The organism is Rhodanobacter sp. 7MK24 (assembly GCF_014842995.1).
Taxonomy (GTDB): domain Bacteria; phylum Pseudomonadota; class Gammaproteobacteria; order Xanthomonadales; family Rhodanobacteraceae; genus Rhodanobacter_A.
This window is the reverse complement of the sequence record NZ_JACYXL010000001.1, coordinates 167,634-180,422: the sequence shown is the minus strand read 5'-3', so window position 1 is coordinate 180,422 and position 12,789 is coordinate 167,634. Positions and strand designations below refer to the sequence as shown.

Annotated in this window: 16 protein-coding genes; 15 read left to right on the top strand and 1 reads right to left on the bottom strand. The window is 68.4% G+C overall.

Going from position 1 to position 12,789, the window contains the following annotated elements; translation table 11 throughout:
• From IHE49_RS00765 to ptsP, 11 genes are all read left to right on the top strand, one after another.
• The gene (locus tag IHE49_RS00765; RefSeq protein ID WP_192154006.1) at positions 1-540 is read left to right on the top strand and encodes an HAD hydrolase family protein; all 540 of its coding nucleotides are present in this window, start codon (positions 1-3) and stop codon (positions 538-540) included.
• Positions 537-1,169 carry an LPS export ABC transporter periplasmic protein LptC gene (gene lptC / locus IHE49_RS00760; RefSeq protein ID WP_343227514.1) on the top strand — a complete coding sequence of 211 codons (633 nt, stop codon included), beginning with the start codon at positions 537-539 and terminating at the stop codon, positions 1,167-1,169. The genes IHE49_RS00765 and lptC overlap by 4 nt, the downstream gene beginning before the upstream one ends.
• On the top strand, positions 1,117-1,803 hold the full coding sequence (lptA, locus tag IHE49_RS00755; RefSeq protein ID WP_192154004.1) for a lipopolysaccharide transport periplasmic protein LptA: 687 nt from the start codon (positions 1,117-1,119) through the stop codon (positions 1,801-1,803). The genes lptC and lptA overlap by 53 nt, the downstream gene beginning before the upstream one ends.
• A 3-nt stretch (positions 1,804-1,806) precedes the next feature.
• Complete coding sequence (lptB, locus tag IHE49_RS00750) at positions 1,807-2,526, top strand: LPS export ABC transporter ATP-binding protein (RefSeq protein WP_192154002.1); 720 nt, start codon at positions 1,807-1,809, stop codon at positions 2,524-2,526.
• Between the two features lie 86 nt (positions 2,527-2,612).
• Positions 2,613-4,079, top strand: a complete 1,467-nt coding sequence (locus tag IHE49_RS00745) for an RNA polymerase factor sigma-54 (RefSeq protein WP_192154000.1) — start codon at positions 2,613-2,615, stop codon at positions 4,077-4,079.
• Between the two features lie 130 nt (positions 4,080-4,209).
• Entirely contained in the window at positions 4,210-4,533 is a 324-nt protein-coding gene (raiA, locus tag IHE49_RS00740; RefSeq protein ID WP_192153998.1) for a ribosome-associated translation inhibitor RaiA, read from the top strand.
• A gap of 127 nt (positions 4,534-4,660) precedes the next feature.
• Positions 4,661-5,611 (top strand): HPr(Ser) kinase/phosphatase, encoded by a 951-nt coding sequence (hprK, locus tag IHE49_RS00735; RefSeq protein ID WP_192153996.1) that lies wholly within the window; start codon positions 4,661-4,663, stop codon positions 5,609-5,611.
• Between the two features lie 13 nt (positions 5,612-5,624).
• Positions 5,625-6,524: an RNase adapter RapZ gene (gene rapZ / locus IHE49_RS00730; RefSeq protein ID WP_192153994.1), complete on the top strand. Its 900-nt coding sequence runs from the start codon at positions 5,625-5,627 to the stop codon at positions 6,522-6,524.
• Positions 6,525-6,567: 43 nt separating this feature from the next.
• Positions 6,568-6,966, top strand: a complete 399-nt coding sequence (locus IHE49_RS00725) for a PTS fructose IIA subunit family protein (protein ID WP_192153992.1) — start codon at positions 6,568-6,570, stop codon at positions 6,964-6,966.
• A 23-nt stretch (positions 6,967-6,989) separates the two neighbouring features.
• Positions 6,990-7,259 carry an HPr family phosphocarrier protein gene (locus IHE49_RS00720; RefSeq protein ID WP_192153990.1) on the top strand — a complete coding sequence of 90 codons (270 nt, stop codon included), beginning with the start codon at positions 6,990-6,992 and terminating at the stop codon, positions 7,257-7,259.
• 5 nt (positions 7,260-7,264) lie between these two features.
• Entirely contained in the window at positions 7,265-8,995 is a 1,731-nt protein-coding gene (gene ptsP, locus IHE49_RS00715; protein ID WP_192153988.1) for a phosphoenolpyruvate--protein phosphotransferase, read from the top strand.
• On the opposite strand, the gene IHE49_RS00710 is transcribed toward ptsP, so the two are convergent.
• Positions 8,992-9,150, bottom strand: a complete 159-nt coding sequence (locus IHE49_RS00710) for a hypothetical protein (protein ID WP_192153986.1) — start codon at positions 9,148-9,150, stop codon at positions 8,992-8,994. The genes ptsP and IHE49_RS00710 overlap by 4 nt on opposite strands.
• 77 nt (positions 9,151-9,227) lie before the next feature.
• Between IHE49_RS00710 and IHE49_RS00705 the strand changes: the two genes are divergently transcribed.
• Genes IHE49_RS00705 through IHE49_RS00690 form a run of 4 tightly spaced genes read left to right on the top strand, consistent with a single transcriptional unit; the run spans position 9,228 to position 12,781 of the window.
• Entirely contained in the window at positions 9,228-10,169 is a 942-nt protein-coding gene (locus tag IHE49_RS00705) for a 4-hydroxyproline epimerase (protein ID WP_192153984.1), read from the top strand.
• Complete coding sequence (locus IHE49_RS00700) at positions 10,166-11,278, top strand: FAD-dependent oxidoreductase (protein ID WP_192153982.1); 1,113 nt, start codon at positions 10,166-10,168, stop codon at positions 11,276-11,278. The genes IHE49_RS00705 and IHE49_RS00700 overlap by 4 nt, the downstream gene beginning before the upstream one ends.
• Complete coding sequence (locus IHE49_RS00695; RefSeq protein ID WP_192153980.1) at positions 11,275-11,520, top strand: (2Fe-2S)-binding protein; 246 nt, start codon at positions 11,275-11,277, stop codon at positions 11,518-11,520. The genes IHE49_RS00700 and IHE49_RS00695 overlap by 4 nt, the downstream gene beginning before the upstream one ends.
• Positions 11,513-12,781: an NAD(P)/FAD-dependent oxidoreductase gene (locus tag IHE49_RS00690; protein ID WP_192153978.1), complete on the top strand. Its 1,269-nt coding sequence runs from the start codon at positions 11,513-11,515 to the stop codon at positions 12,779-12,781. Before IHE49_RS00695 ends, IHE49_RS00690 begins: the two co-directional genes overlap by 8 nt.
• Positions 12,782-12,789 lie beyond the last annotated feature (8 nt).

Sequence of the window (12,789 nt, the reverse complement as noted above, 5' to 3'; positions counted from 1 at the left end):
ATGTATCTGGCCGATCTCCCCGCCGACCTCCTCGCCCGTGCCGCGAAAATCCGCGTGGCTGCGTTCGATGTGGACGGCACGCTCACCGATGGCCGGCTTTGGTACAGCGAGGACGGCCGCGAAACCAAGGTGTTCCACGTCCACGACGGCCTCGGCCTGAAGCGGCTGCAGGCGAACGGCGTGCAGGTCGCCATTGTCACCGCGCGCATCAGCCACCCCGTGGCGCTGCGCGCCGAAGAACTGGGCATCGCCCACGTCTACCAGGGGCAGGCCGACAAGCACGCCTGCTTCACCGCCCTGCTGGAAGCGCTGGGTCTCGCGCCCGAGCAGGCCGCCTTCGTCGGCGACGACCTGCCCGACCTGCCGCCCATGCGCATCGCCGGCCTCGCCGTGGCGGTGGCCAACGCGCACCCGTGGGTTGCCGAGGCCGCGCATTGGCAGACCCGCCTGCCCGGCGGCATGGGCGCAGTGCGCGAAGCCTGCGACCTGATCCTGCACGCGCAGGGCAAGAGCGCCGCCGAGCGGGAGCGCTGGCAGTGATCGCCTCCCTGCGGCTCTGGTTCCGCGACCGCAAGCTGCCCGCCATGATCGTGCTGGTGGCGCTGGCCGCCGGGCTCGCCCAGGTGTTGCTGTGGTGGGTGGTCGGGACACCCAAGGAGAACGACTTCGTGGGGCCGCCGCGCTCGGGCTACGTGCTCTACAACGCCAAGATGTGGTCGTACAACCCCGAAGGATTGCTCGCATTCCGCATGCAGGCGCCCCATATGGAGCGCCGCGAGGACGATGACACCCTGTACATCAACGCACCGGTCTTCCAGATCTCCCCCAAGAAGCCCGGCATCCCGGACTGGGACGGCCATTCGCTGTACGGCTGGGTGGACAAGAGCGGCACCCTGATCAAGCTGCAGGGCCCGGTGCACATGCAGCGCGCCGCCTACACCGATGCCAAGGGCCAGCCGGTGGACATGGCGACCCTGGACACTTCCGAAGTCACCGCTTGGCCGAAGGAAAACCGCATGGTGACGGCCGAAGCGGCGCACGCCGTGCAGGGCGCCCGTACACTGGACGGCATCGGCATGCGTGCCAACCTCAACGAAAACCATCTGGAGCTGTTCGATGCAAGCCATGGCACCTTCCCGCCGCGCCCGCGTCCGCAACGCAAATCGTGAGGCTCTCGGCATTGCCTGCGTGGCGGCCTTGCTCGCCCTGGCTCCGCTGGCGGCCAGCGCCAAAAAGTCGGATCGCCAGCAGCTGATGAACACCTGGTCCGTGAAGACCGACGCCTACAACGCGCCGAACACGGTCACCACGCTCACCGGCAGCGTCAGGATCACCCAGGGCACCATGCTGCTCACCGGCGACATCGCCAAGATCTACCTCGATGGCGACCAGCAGGTATCGCGCGTGGTGGTCACCGGCACGCCCGGCCATCCGGCGCACATCCAGGAACTGGACGAGAACAACAACCTGGTGACCGGCGACGCCGCCACCCTGGACTACGACAACGTCAACAACATCGCCGTGCTCATCGGCAACGCGGTGGTGGTGCAGCAGTGCCGTGGCGAATTCCATGGCGACAAGCTCACCTACAACCAGAACACCAACTACATCACCGGCGACACCGCCAGCAACGGCCTGGTGCATGGCGTGATCCTGCCCAAGAACACCACGGGCGCGCCGGTCGTCTGCGCCAAGCCGCCCACCGCGATGCCGGTGCCCGACAACGAGCCGGTGGCCGGCAAGCTGCCCCCCAAGGCAGTCGCCGCTCCGGCGAAACCCGCCGCACCGGCAAAGGGCAACTGATCGATGCTGTCCGCCGAAGGTTTGCAAAAGAGTTTCAAGGCGCGCCAGGTGGTGCGCGATTTCGCCTTCTCCATCCGCGAGGGTGAGGTGGTGGGACTGCTCGGCCCCAACGGCGCCGGCAAGACCACCTGCTTCTACATGATCGTGGGCCTGATCGAAGCCGATGGCGGCACGATCAAGCTCGACCAGCAGGACATCACCGGCCTGCCGATGCATCTGCGCGCACGCCTGGGCATCGGCTACCTGCCGCAGGAAGCCTCGGTGTTCCGTCGGCTCAGCGTGGCCGACAACATCATGGCCGTGCTGGAATTGCGCGAGAGCCTCACCCAGCAGCAGCGCGAAGTCGAACGGGAGAAGCTGCTCGACGAGCTGAAAATCGGCCACATCGCCACGCAGAAGGGCATCAGCCTGTCCGGCGGCGAGCGCCGCCGCGTGGAGATCGCCCGCGCCCTGGCCGCCAACCCGCGCTACATGCTGCTGGACGAACCCTTCGCGGGCGTCGACCCCATTTCGGTGGGCGAGATCCAGCGCATCGTGCGCCACCTCAAGGAACGCGGCATCGGCGTGCTCATCACCGACCACAACGTGCGCGAAACACTGGGCATCTGCGACCGCGCCTACATCATGAACGAGGGCGAGGTGCTGTCGCGCGGCACGCCCGCCCATATCCTCGCCGACGAAAAGGTGCGCGAGGTCTATCTGGGTCGCGAATTCAAACTTTGACGTTGGCTTCACGGCGGGCGAACTGGCTATGGCCGCGCCCGCCGGCTGCGGAGTAGGATGACTGCCAGTCCATTCCACGGGCCGGCATGAAACCTGCACTGCAATTTCGTCTCCATCAGCAGCTCACCCTGACGCCGCAACTGCAACTGGCGATCCGGCTGCTGCAATTGTCGCAACTTGAGCTGGAAACCGAACTGCGGCAAATCGCCGAAGGCAACCCGCTGCTGGAATTCGCCGACGAGAGCGAAGACAGCGACGCCAGCGCGGACGAAGCCGCACCGGAAGCCGAATACGCGCAGACGCCCGGCCCCGCCGAGGCCGTCACCGACCACGGCATCGACGCCGACGACAGTGCCGAGTGGACCGACGACGGCGGCGGCAATGTCGAAACCCCCATCGACTTTTCCAGCAGCTCCGCCAGCGGCAACGCGCGTGGCGACGAAGACTTCGAGCCGCAGAACGCCGCGCCCGAAACCCTGCAGCAGCATCTGTTGTGGCAGCTCAATCTGGCCGGCTTCAACCCGCGCCAGACCGCCATCGCCACGGTGATGATCGACGCGCTGAACGCCGACGGCTATCTCGCCGACGGCATCGAAGCCGTGCGCACGGCGCTGCCCGACAACCTCGACGCCAGTCTCGCCGAGATCGAGGCCGTGCGTCGCCGCCTGCAGGGTTTCGACCCATTGGGCGTGGCCAGCCTGGACCTGCGCGACTGCCTGCGCAGCCAGCTGCAGCAGTTCGACCCCAGCACGCCGCAACGCGAGCTGGCGCTCGCCATCGTGGAAAACGAACTGGAACTGCTTGCACGCAACGACGTCGCGAAACTCGCGCGCAAGCTTCGCGCCGACGAGGAAGAAGTGGCCGCCGCCGCCACCCTGATCCGCAGCCTCGACCCACGCCCCGGCGCGGCGCTGGACGCCACCCCGGTGGAATACGTGGCGCCGGACGTCTATGCCGTGCGCGAAGGCAGTCGCTGGCAGGTGCGCCTGAATGCGGACGCGCAGCCGCGGCTCGGCCTCAACCAGCACTACTGCAACCTGATCGCCCGCGCGCGCGGCGACGACGCCAACTGGATGAAGGGCCAACTGCAGGAGGCGCGCTGGCTGCTAAAGAGCCTGGAGTCGCGTGCCGAAACCCTGCTCAAGGTGGCCGGCGCCATCGTGCGGCGACAGAGTGCCTTCCTCGACTACGGGCCGGAGGCAATGCATCCACTGGTGTTGCGCGAAGTGGCGGAGGAGGTTGGCATGCACGAATCCACCATCTCGCGCGTTACCACGCGCAAGTACCTGCATACGCCGCGCGGCACTTTCGAGCTGAAATATTTCTTCTCCAGCGGCGTCTCCACCGAAGACGGCGGCAGCGCCTCGGCCACGGCGATCCAGGCGATGCTGCGCAAGCTCATCGATGCGGAGAATCCGCGCAAGCCGCTGTCCGACCAGGCCTTGGCCGCAGAGCTGAAAAGCAAAGGCATCCAGGTCGCGCGACGCACCGTGGCCAAATATCGCGAGGGATTGCGCATCCCGAGTTCCAGCGAACGCCAGCGCAAGAGTTGAGCAGGGAACTTGCTCCCCGGAAAAACGCTCTCATATTTGTAGCGAAGGATGTTCGAAGGCGCGCCCGCATCCACCGAAGCGCGCCGATCCCGCCGCGAAACGCGGCCTGCACCACCAGAGGAGGCGTACCATGCAATTCCAACTCAGCGGCCAGCAGATCGATGTCACCCCCGCGCTGCGTCAACACGTCGAGTCCAGGCTCGACCGCCTCCACCGCCTCGATGACAAGCTGGTCAGCCTCGCCGTGATCCTCTCGGTGGACAAGCTGCGACATCGCGCGGATGCCACGCTGGGTATCACGGGTGCCACCCTGCACGCCGAGGCCGCCGAGGCGGACATGTACGCCTCCATCGACGCACTGTTCGACAAGCTGGTGGCACAACTGCGCCGCCACCGCGAAAAGATCGTGGACAAGCACCATCGCGCCACGCGCACGGAAGTGCAGTACGGTTGACGCTTGCCGCAGGCCGCCCAGCGCACGGGCGGCCTGCTCTTCCCCGCACAGCTCCGCCCCAAGCTGGCACAATGGCCCTGCTCCGCCGCAACCTCCACGCGCGGCGCGCGACGCAAAGGACCGAAGCTTGGATCGGCTCACCGCACGACAACTCTTCGACGGCGTCAACGAGCGCATGGCGCTGCGTTGGATCGCCGGCATGCGCGGCGAATCGCGCATGCTGGAACCCAACGTGGCGCAATCGCGCCGACCTTCGCTGATCGGCTATCTCAACGTCATCTACCCGAACAAGATCCAGATCATCGGCTCGGAGGAACTGAATTTCCTCGACGCCATGGACTCGCGCCAGCGCTGGGAAGCGATCCACAAGATCGCCGCCACCCGTCCGGTAGCGATGATCGTCACCAAGGATCAGACCATCCCCTCGGATCTGCGCGAGGTGGCCGAGGAAACCGACACCCCGCTGTGGGTCAGTTCGAAGCGTGGGCATGAGCTGCTGACCTTCCTGCAGTACCACCTCGCACGCCAGCTGGCGGCCAAGGTCACCCTGCATGGCGTGTTCCTGGAAGTGTTCTCGATCGGCGTGCTGATCACCGGCGAGGCAGGTTCCGGCAAGAGCGAACTGGCGCTGGAACTCATCAGCCGCGGCCACCGGCTCGTGGCCGACGATGCCACCGAGTTCACCCTGATCGCACCCGACGTGATCGACGGCACCTGCCCCGAGCTGCTGCAGGACCTGCTGGAAGTGCGCGGCCTCGGCGTGCTCAACGTGCGCGAGATGTTCGGCCATATGTCCGTCAAGCCGTCCAAGTACCTGCGGCTGGTGATCCACCTGAAGCCGCTGCGCGAAGGCGAGGACATCGACGCGCTGACCCGCCTGACCGGCGACACCGGCCACCGCGAGGTGTTCGACGTGCGGGTGCCGATGATCACCATCCCGGTGGCGCCGGGCCGCAACATCGCCGTGCTGGTCGAAGCAGCCGTGCGCAGCCACGCGCTGAAGAGCAAGGGCATCGACCCGGCGCAGACCTTCATCGACCGCCAGGCGCATCAGCTGCGCCGGCTGCCGCCATGGTGAGTAGAGCCTGTTCATGATCGAAGAATCCACACCGAGCAACCTGTTCACCAACCCGCACGAAACCCACCTGATCGTGCTCACCGGCATGTCCGGAGGCGGCAAGACGGTGGCCCTGCGCGCGCTGGAGGATCTGGAGTTCTACTGCGTGGACAACCTGCCGCCCTCGCTGCTGCCGCAACTGGTGGACGCGGCGGGACGCGGCGCGGGCCGTTACCGGCGCATCGCGGTGGGCGTGGACGTGCGCAATCGCGGCGCCGACCTCGAACACCTGCCCGAGGCGCTTTCCGAACTGGCCGCCACCGGCGTGCAGTTGCACCTGATCTTCCTCGACTGCAGCGACGATGTGCTGCTCAAGCGCTATTCGGAAACCCGTCGTCGCCATCCGCTCGCCACGCGCGGCAAGTCGCTGGCCAACGCGATCGCAGAGGAACGCCGCCTGCTGCGCCCGCTGATGGCGATTGCCGAGAAGGTGATCGATTCCAGCGAACTCAACGTGCACCAGTTGCGCCGGCTGGTCGCTACGGGCTACGCGCAGGCCACCGAGGGCATGACCCTGATGTTCCAGTCCTTCGCGTTCAAGCGCGGGTTGCCGCTGGATTCGGATTTCGTGTTCGACGCGCGCTGCCTGCCCAACCCGCATTGGCAACCGAAGTTGCGCCCGCTCTCCGGCAAGGACGCGCCGGTGCGCGAGTTCCTCGAAGCCGAGCCGCTGGTCAACGAATACCTCGCCGACACCACGCGCTGGCTGGATGCATGGTTGCCGCGCTTCGAACAGGACGACCGCAGCTACGTCACGATCGCGATCGGCTGCACCGGCGGCCGCCATCGCTCGGTATACCTCGTCGAGCAACTCGCCGCGCATTACCGCGCTACGCGCGAAGGCGTGCTCACCTTCCACCGTGAGCTGGACTGACTGCCATGTCGCCGCGACAAACCAACCAGACGGAAGCACGGCCATGAGCGTCGGCGTGCTGCTGATGACCCACGAGGCGGTCGGCCAGGCACTGATTTCCGCCGCCCATCACGTGATGCCGAAACTGCCCTTGCAGGTGGAGGCAGTGGAAGTGCCGCCGCAGGCCGATCCCGACGTGATGCGCACGCTCACCGCGCGCCATGCGCGTGCGCTCGACCAGGGCGAGGGCGTGCTGGTGCTGGCCGACCTCTACGGCGCCACGCCCTGCAATATCGGGCTGTCGCTCAGCTCGCTGGGCGTGCGTCTGCGCTGCGTATCCGGCCTCAACCTGCCGATGTTGCTGCGCGTGCTCAATTACTCCGACAAGACGCTGGACGAACTAGCCGAGATCGCGGCCAGCGGCGGCCGCGGCGGCATCTTCATCGACAAAGCCTGTCCATGAGCCATTCTCGAAAAGCCTGACCCATGCTTGAAAAAGAAATCGTCGTCTCCAACAAACTCGGCCTGCACGCGCGCGCTTCGGCCAAGCTGGTGCAACTGGTGCAGGGCTACAAATCCACCGTGCTGCTGCTGAATAGGGGCCGCGAAGTCAACGCGCAGAGCATCATGGGCGTCATGATGCTGGCCGCCGGCATCGGCACGTCGCTGACGATCCGCGCCGATGGCCCGGACGAGCAGGCGGCGCTGGATGCCGTGGCCGATCTTTTCGACCGCAAATTCGACGAAGGAGCCTGATCGGAATGAGGCATGTCCTGCCCGGCACCCTGGCCTCGCGCGGCATGGCGCTGGGGCGCGCACGCCTGGTGCGCCCCAGCCGCTACGCCGTGGACAACCGCCCGCTGGCCGAGGACGAAGTCGAAGCCGAGCTGGAGCACCTGCATCGCGCGCTGGACACGGCGCGGCAGGAGCTGCGCGAACTGCGCGGCAAGCTGCACGGCGCGCTGGCACGCGAGGTCAACGAGTTCATCGACGCGCACAGCCTGCTGCTGGACGATGCCGAATTGCTGCGCGGCCTCGACGACTTGGTGAAGATCGGCCACTACCGCGCCGCCGCCGCGCTCAAGAAACAGCGCGATCGCCTGGCCGCAGTGTTCGAGGCGATGGACGATCCCTACCTGCGCAGCCGCAAGGAGGACATCGACCAGGTCATCGCCCGCGTGGTCTCGGCCCTGCAGCGCCACACCACACCGGAAGAACGCAAGATCGCTGCGCGCGTGGGCGAGATCCTGATCGCCGACACCATCGCACCGGCCGACATGGCCCAGCTGGCCGGCAACGGCCTGCTCGGCGCGGTCACCAGTTCCGGCAGCGCGTACTCGCACAGCGCCATCCTCGCGCGCAGCCTTGGCCTGCCGATGCTGGTGGGCGCGCGCGATGCGCTGTCGCTGCTGCACGACGACGACCTGATCCTGCTCGACGCCGACCGCGGCGAGGCCATCGTGCACCCCACCGCGCAGGACCTCGCCCGCTACCGCGCGTGGCAGCGCGAGGCCGCCGCCGAGGGCCGCCGCCTGGCCACGCTTGCCAACGCGGCCACGCGCACCCGCGACGAAGTGGCCATCCGCCTGCTGGCGAACGCGGAAACACCCACCGATGTTGCGCTGGCGCGCACGCGCGGCGCCGACGGCGTGGGCCTCTACCGCACCGAATTCCTGTTCCTGCGCCACAAAGGCCTGCCCACGGAAGACGAGCAGTTCAATGCCTACCGCGACCTGGTGCTGGGCATGGGCGGCCTGCCGGTCACGATCCGCACGCTGGACCTCGGCGCCGACAAGGCCGACGCCGCCGGCCTGGTGATGCGCGGCGAAGACAATCCTGCGCTGGGCGTGCGTGGCGTGCGTCTGTCGCTGCGCTACCCTGCGGTGTTCACCACGCAGATCCGCGCCATCCTGCGCGCCGCCTGCTACGGCCCGATGCGCGTGCTGGTGCCGATGGTGACCCAGCCGGACGAACTGATCGCGGTGCGCACACTGTTCAAGCTGGCGCGGCAGGACCTGAAGCGCGAGAACATCGACCTGCCCGAGAAACTGCCGCTGGGCGCGATGATCGAAGTGCCCGCCGCCGCGATCAACGTGCGCTCGCTGCTCGAACATGCCGACTTCCTCGCCATCGGCACCAACGATCTCGCTCAGTACGTGCTCGCCGCCGACCGCGGCAACGACGCGCTGGACAACATCTACACCCCGCTGCAGCCGGCCTTGCTGCGCCTGCTCTCGCACGTGATCGGCGCGGGGCGCCGCGCGAAGAAGCCGGTAAGCCTGTGCGGCGAAATCGGCGGCGACGTGAACTTCACCGCGATGCTGCTCGCGCTCGGCCTCACCGAATTCAGCATGCACCCCAGCCAGTTGCTGCTGGTGCGCGATCGCCTCGCCACGCTGGACCATGCCATGCTGCGCAGCCACTGCGCTCGCCTGCTGCGCGCCACCACCCACGAGCGCGTGGCCGAGCTGCTGGCGCAACTCGGCGGCTAACGGCGATCCCCTCGTTGCGCCGGGATGAAATTGGCGTACGCGTAGCGGGCCGCCGTTTCCTTCACGAGAAGCGCCATGCCGGGCCGTCCGCCGAGCGGCGCATTCACTTCGTCCGCCGGAATTTCCGCGGCCACTGCGCCGATCCGGCAGGCCATCGAAGTATGCCGATTTCCGCATCGGCGAACCGCAAGAGCCCATAGACGCCCGGCCGCGGCGGGGCGAGCATAAGCGCATGACTACGATAGACGTGATCGACTCCCATACCGGCGGCGAACCCACCCGCGTCGTCATCAGCGGGTTCCCCGATCTGGGCAACGGCACGCTGATGGAACAGCGCGAACGCTTCCGCCGCGATTTCGACCGCTGGCGCAGCGCCATCGCATGCGAGCCGCGCGGCAGCAGCACCGTCGTCGGCGCGCTGCTGCTGCCGCCGCAGACGGCCGGCGCCTGCGCCAGCGTCATCTACTTCAACAATGTTTCCTACCTCGGCATGTGCGGCCACGGCACGATCGGCCTGGTGCGCACATTGCAGCATCTTGGCCGCATCGCTCCGGGCAGGCACCGCATCGACACGCCGGTAGGCACCGTGGAGGCCGAGCTGCATAACGACGGCCGCGTCACCGTGGGCAACGTGGAAAGCTACCGCCACGCCGCCGGAGTCGGCGTCGACGTGCCGGGCTATGGCCGCGTCACCGGCGACATCGCCTGGGGCGGCAACTGGTTCTTCATCACCGGGGACACGCCGCTGCCGCTGGAAATCCGGCACCAGCGCGAACTCACCGCTTACACCGAGGCGATTCGCCGCGCGCTTGAATCGAACGGCATCGCCGGCACGGACGGCGCCGAGATCGATCACATCGAGATCAACGGCGCCTCGCCGCACCCCGGTCTGGACGCGCGCAACTTCGTGCTGTGCCCCGGCCTGGCCTACGACCGTTCGCCCTGCGGCACCGGCACCAGCGCCAAGCTGGCCTGCCTCGCCGCCGACGGCAAGCTGGCGCCCGGTGCGCCGTGGCGGCAGGAAAGCATCCTCGGCAGCGTGTTCGAGGGGAGCTATGCGCCCGGCCCGCGCGGCGTGCTGCCGCAGATCACCGGCACCGCGTTCGTGGTTGCCCGCGCGACCCTGCTGTTCGACGAGGCCGATGCTTTCGCCTGGGGCAGCGGCGCCGAATGAAGGGTGGCATCGCCAGCCATGACCTGATCGTGGTCGGCGCCGGCATCGTCGGTGCCTGCTGTGCCGATGCAGCGGCGGCGGAAGGCCTGCGTGTGACCATCATCGAGCCCGGCCCGATCGGCGGCGGCGCCACCGCGGCGGCGATGGGGCACCTGGTGGCCATGGACGACGACCCGGCGGAACTCGCATTGGCGCACTACTCGCTGCAGCAATGGGAGGAATTCTCCGACCTGCAGGAAGCCGAATTCAGCCGCTGTGGCACGCTGTGGGTGGCGCGCGGGGAACACGAGCTGCGTGCGGCCGGACAACGCAGCGCGCGGCTCGCCGCCGCCGGCATCCAGGCTCATGCCGTCGATGCGAAAACCCTCTACGAGCTGGAACCGGAGCTGGCGCCCGGCATGCACGGAGGCATGCTGGTGCCGCGCGAGGCGGTGGTGTATCCGCCGCGCGTGGCGCGCTACCTGGTGCGTCGCGCGCAATCGCGCGGCGCGCAGCTGCATGCCGGCCGCCGCGTGCAACAGCTGACCCGCGACGGCGTGCAGCTCGATGACGGTACCCGGCTGGCTGGGCCGACCCTGGTCGCCACTGGCTGCGCGCTGCCCGAGTTGCTGCCGCAACTGCCGCTGCGCCCGCGCAAGGGCCATTTGGTGATCACTGAGCGCTACCCGGCCCTGCTGCGCCACCAACTGCTCGAACTGGGTTATGCCGATAGCGCGCATGGCGACGCGGGCAGCAGCGTCGCCTTCAATGTGCAGCCGCGTCCGACCGGGCAAATCCTGATCGGCTCCGCGCGCGAGTTCGACGCCGCGGACGCGGAAGTTTCGCCCGTCATGCTGCAACGCATGCTGGAACGTGCGTTCGCCTTCATGCCGGTGCTGCGCAAGCTGCAGGCCTTGCGCGCGTGGACCGGCTTCCGCCCCGCCACGCCCGACGGGCTGCCCTATCTCGGCGCCGTGCCCGGACGCGCCAACCTGTGGGTAGCTGCCGGCCACGAAGGCCTCGGCATCACCACCGCGCCGGGCAGCGCTCGCCTGTTGCTGGACCTGATCCATGGCCGCACGCCGGCGATCGACCCGGCGCCCTACGCGCCGTCGAGAGTCGCGGCATGAGCGGTCTGGTCCGACTCACGGTGAACGGTTGCGCGGTCGAGATGCCGGACGGCAGCAGCGTTGCCGCCGCGGTCGCCACGGTCACCCCGCACTTCCGCCGTTCGGTGCGCGGCGAGTCGCGGGCGCCGCTGTGCGGCATGGGCGTTTGCTTCGAGTGTCGCCTGCGCATCGACGGCGTCGCCCACCAGCGCGCATGCATGATTCCGGCACGTAATGGCATGCAGGTGCAGACCGATGACTGAGCACTACGACGTGCTGGTGGTCGGCGCCGGCCCCGCCGGCCTCGCCACGGCGCAGGCGGCGGCCGGCCATGGCGCGCGGGTGGGCGTGATCGATGCCCAGCCGCGTCCTGGCGGCCAGGTCTGGCGCCATGATGTCCGCCAGGCGTCGCCGCACGCCGCACGACATGCCTTCGCGGCACTGGCACGCGTGGAGTGGCTGGCCCGGCACAGCGTGGTGGGCGCCGAGACGCAGGTCTTGCGCGTTGAGCACCCCGACGGTGTACGCCTGCTCGGCTACGGCGCGCTGGTGCTGGCCACCGGCGCACGCGAACTGATGCTGCCATTCCCCGGTTGGACGCTGCCCGGCGTCAGCGGTGCCGGCGGACTGCAGGCACTGGCAAAGCAGGGTTGGCCCGTCGCCGGCAAGCGCGTGCTGGTCAGCGGCACCGGCCCGCTGCTGCTTGCCGCGGCCGCCACCCTGCGCGCGCATGGCGCACACCTGCTCGGCATCCACGAGCAGGCGCCGACGGCGGCGGTGCATGCCTTCGCGCGGCAGATGCTGCATTGGCCTGCGCGCGCAGTGCAGGCGATCTCCCTGCGCACACGCCTGGCAGGTGTGGCCTATCGCTGCGGCTCGTTCGTCCGTCGCGCCAACGGCGACGACCGCCTGCAATCGGTGGACATCGAAGGCCCCGATGGCGCGCAACAGGTCGAGTGCGACCTGCTCGCCACCGGCTATGGCCTGGTGCCGAACGTCGAACTGGCGCAACTGCTCGGCTGCGCGCTAGCCGCGCACGACACACATCCGCACGTGCAGGTCGATGCACTGTCGCGCACCAGCGTTGCCGGCATCCACGCCGCCGGCGAGCTGTGCGGCATCGGCGGCCTCGCCGCTGCGCGCATCGAAGGCGCGATCGCCGGCCACATGGCGGCTGGCGACCTGACCGCCGCCAGCGCCCTGCTGCCCGCGCGTGCCAGGGCCCGGCGGTTCGCCGGATTGCTGTCCACCCACTTCGCCCTGGATCCGCGCCTGCGCACGCTGGCCACGCCACAGACCACGATCTGCCGCTGCGAGGACGTCACCCTGGGCGAATTGGGTGGCTATACCGATGCGCGCGACGCCAAGCTGGCCACGCGTTGCGGCATGGGCGCCTGCCAGGGCCGCATCTGCGGCAGCGCGCTGGCCGAACTCGGCCGCTTCCCGCGCAGCGGTCCGCGGCCGCCCCTGTTCCCTGCCCGGCTGGCCACGCTGGCCGAGGCTTCCCCACCTCTTTCCGACTGACACATCCG

Coding starts and splice junctions, on each gene's coding strand:
- ptsP (WP_192153988.1), top strand. CDS start 7,265: ATGAGGCATGTCCTGCCCGGCACCCTGGCCTCGCGCGGCATGGCGCTG.
- IHE49_RS00725 (WP_192153992.1), top strand. CDS start 6,568: ATGAGCGTCGGCGTGCTGCTGATGACCCACGAGGCGGTCGGCCAGGCA.
- raiA (WP_192153998.1), top strand. CDS start 4,210: ATGCAATTCCAACTCAGCGGCCAGCAGATCGATGTCACCCCCGCGCTG.
- IHE49_RS00710 (WP_192153986.1), bottom strand. CDS start 9,150: ATGGCCTGCCGGATCGGCGCAGTGGCCGCGGAAATTCCGGCGGACGAA.
- IHE49_RS00765 (WP_192154006.1), top strand. CDS start 1: ATGTATCTGGCCGATCTCCCCGCCGACCTCCTCGCCCGTGCCGCGAAA.
- IHE49_RS00695 (WP_192153980.1), top strand. CDS start 11,275: ATGAGCGGTCTGGTCCGACTCACGGTGAACGGTTGCGCGGTCGAGATG.
- lptA (WP_192154004.1), top strand. CDS start 1,117: ATGCAAGCCATGGCACCTTCCCGCCGCGCCCGCGTCCGCAACGCAAAT.
- rapZ (WP_192153994.1), top strand. CDS start 5,625: ATGATCGAAGAATCCACACCGAGCAACCTGTTCACCAACCCGCACGAA.
- IHE49_RS00700 (WP_192153982.1), top strand. CDS start 10,166: ATGAAGGGTGGCATCGCCAGCCATGACCTGATCGTGGTCGGCGCCGGC.
- IHE49_RS00720 (WP_192153990.1), top strand. CDS start 6,990: ATGCTTGAAAAAGAAATCGTCGTCTCCAACAAACTCGGCCTGCACGCG.
- IHE49_RS00705 (WP_192153984.1), top strand. CDS start 9,228: ATGACTACGATAGACGTGATCGACTCCCATACCGGCGGCGAACCCACC.
- lptB (WP_192154002.1), top strand. CDS start 1,807: ATGCTGTCCGCCGAAGGTTTGCAAAAGAGTTTCAAGGCGCGCCAGGTG.
- IHE49_RS00745 (WP_192154000.1), top strand. CDS start 2,613: ATGAAACCTGCACTGCAATTTCGTCTCCATCAGCAGCTCACCCTGACG.
- IHE49_RS00690 (WP_192153978.1), top strand. CDS start 11,513: ATGACTGAGCACTACGACGTGCTGGTGGTCGGCGCCGGCCCCGCCGGC.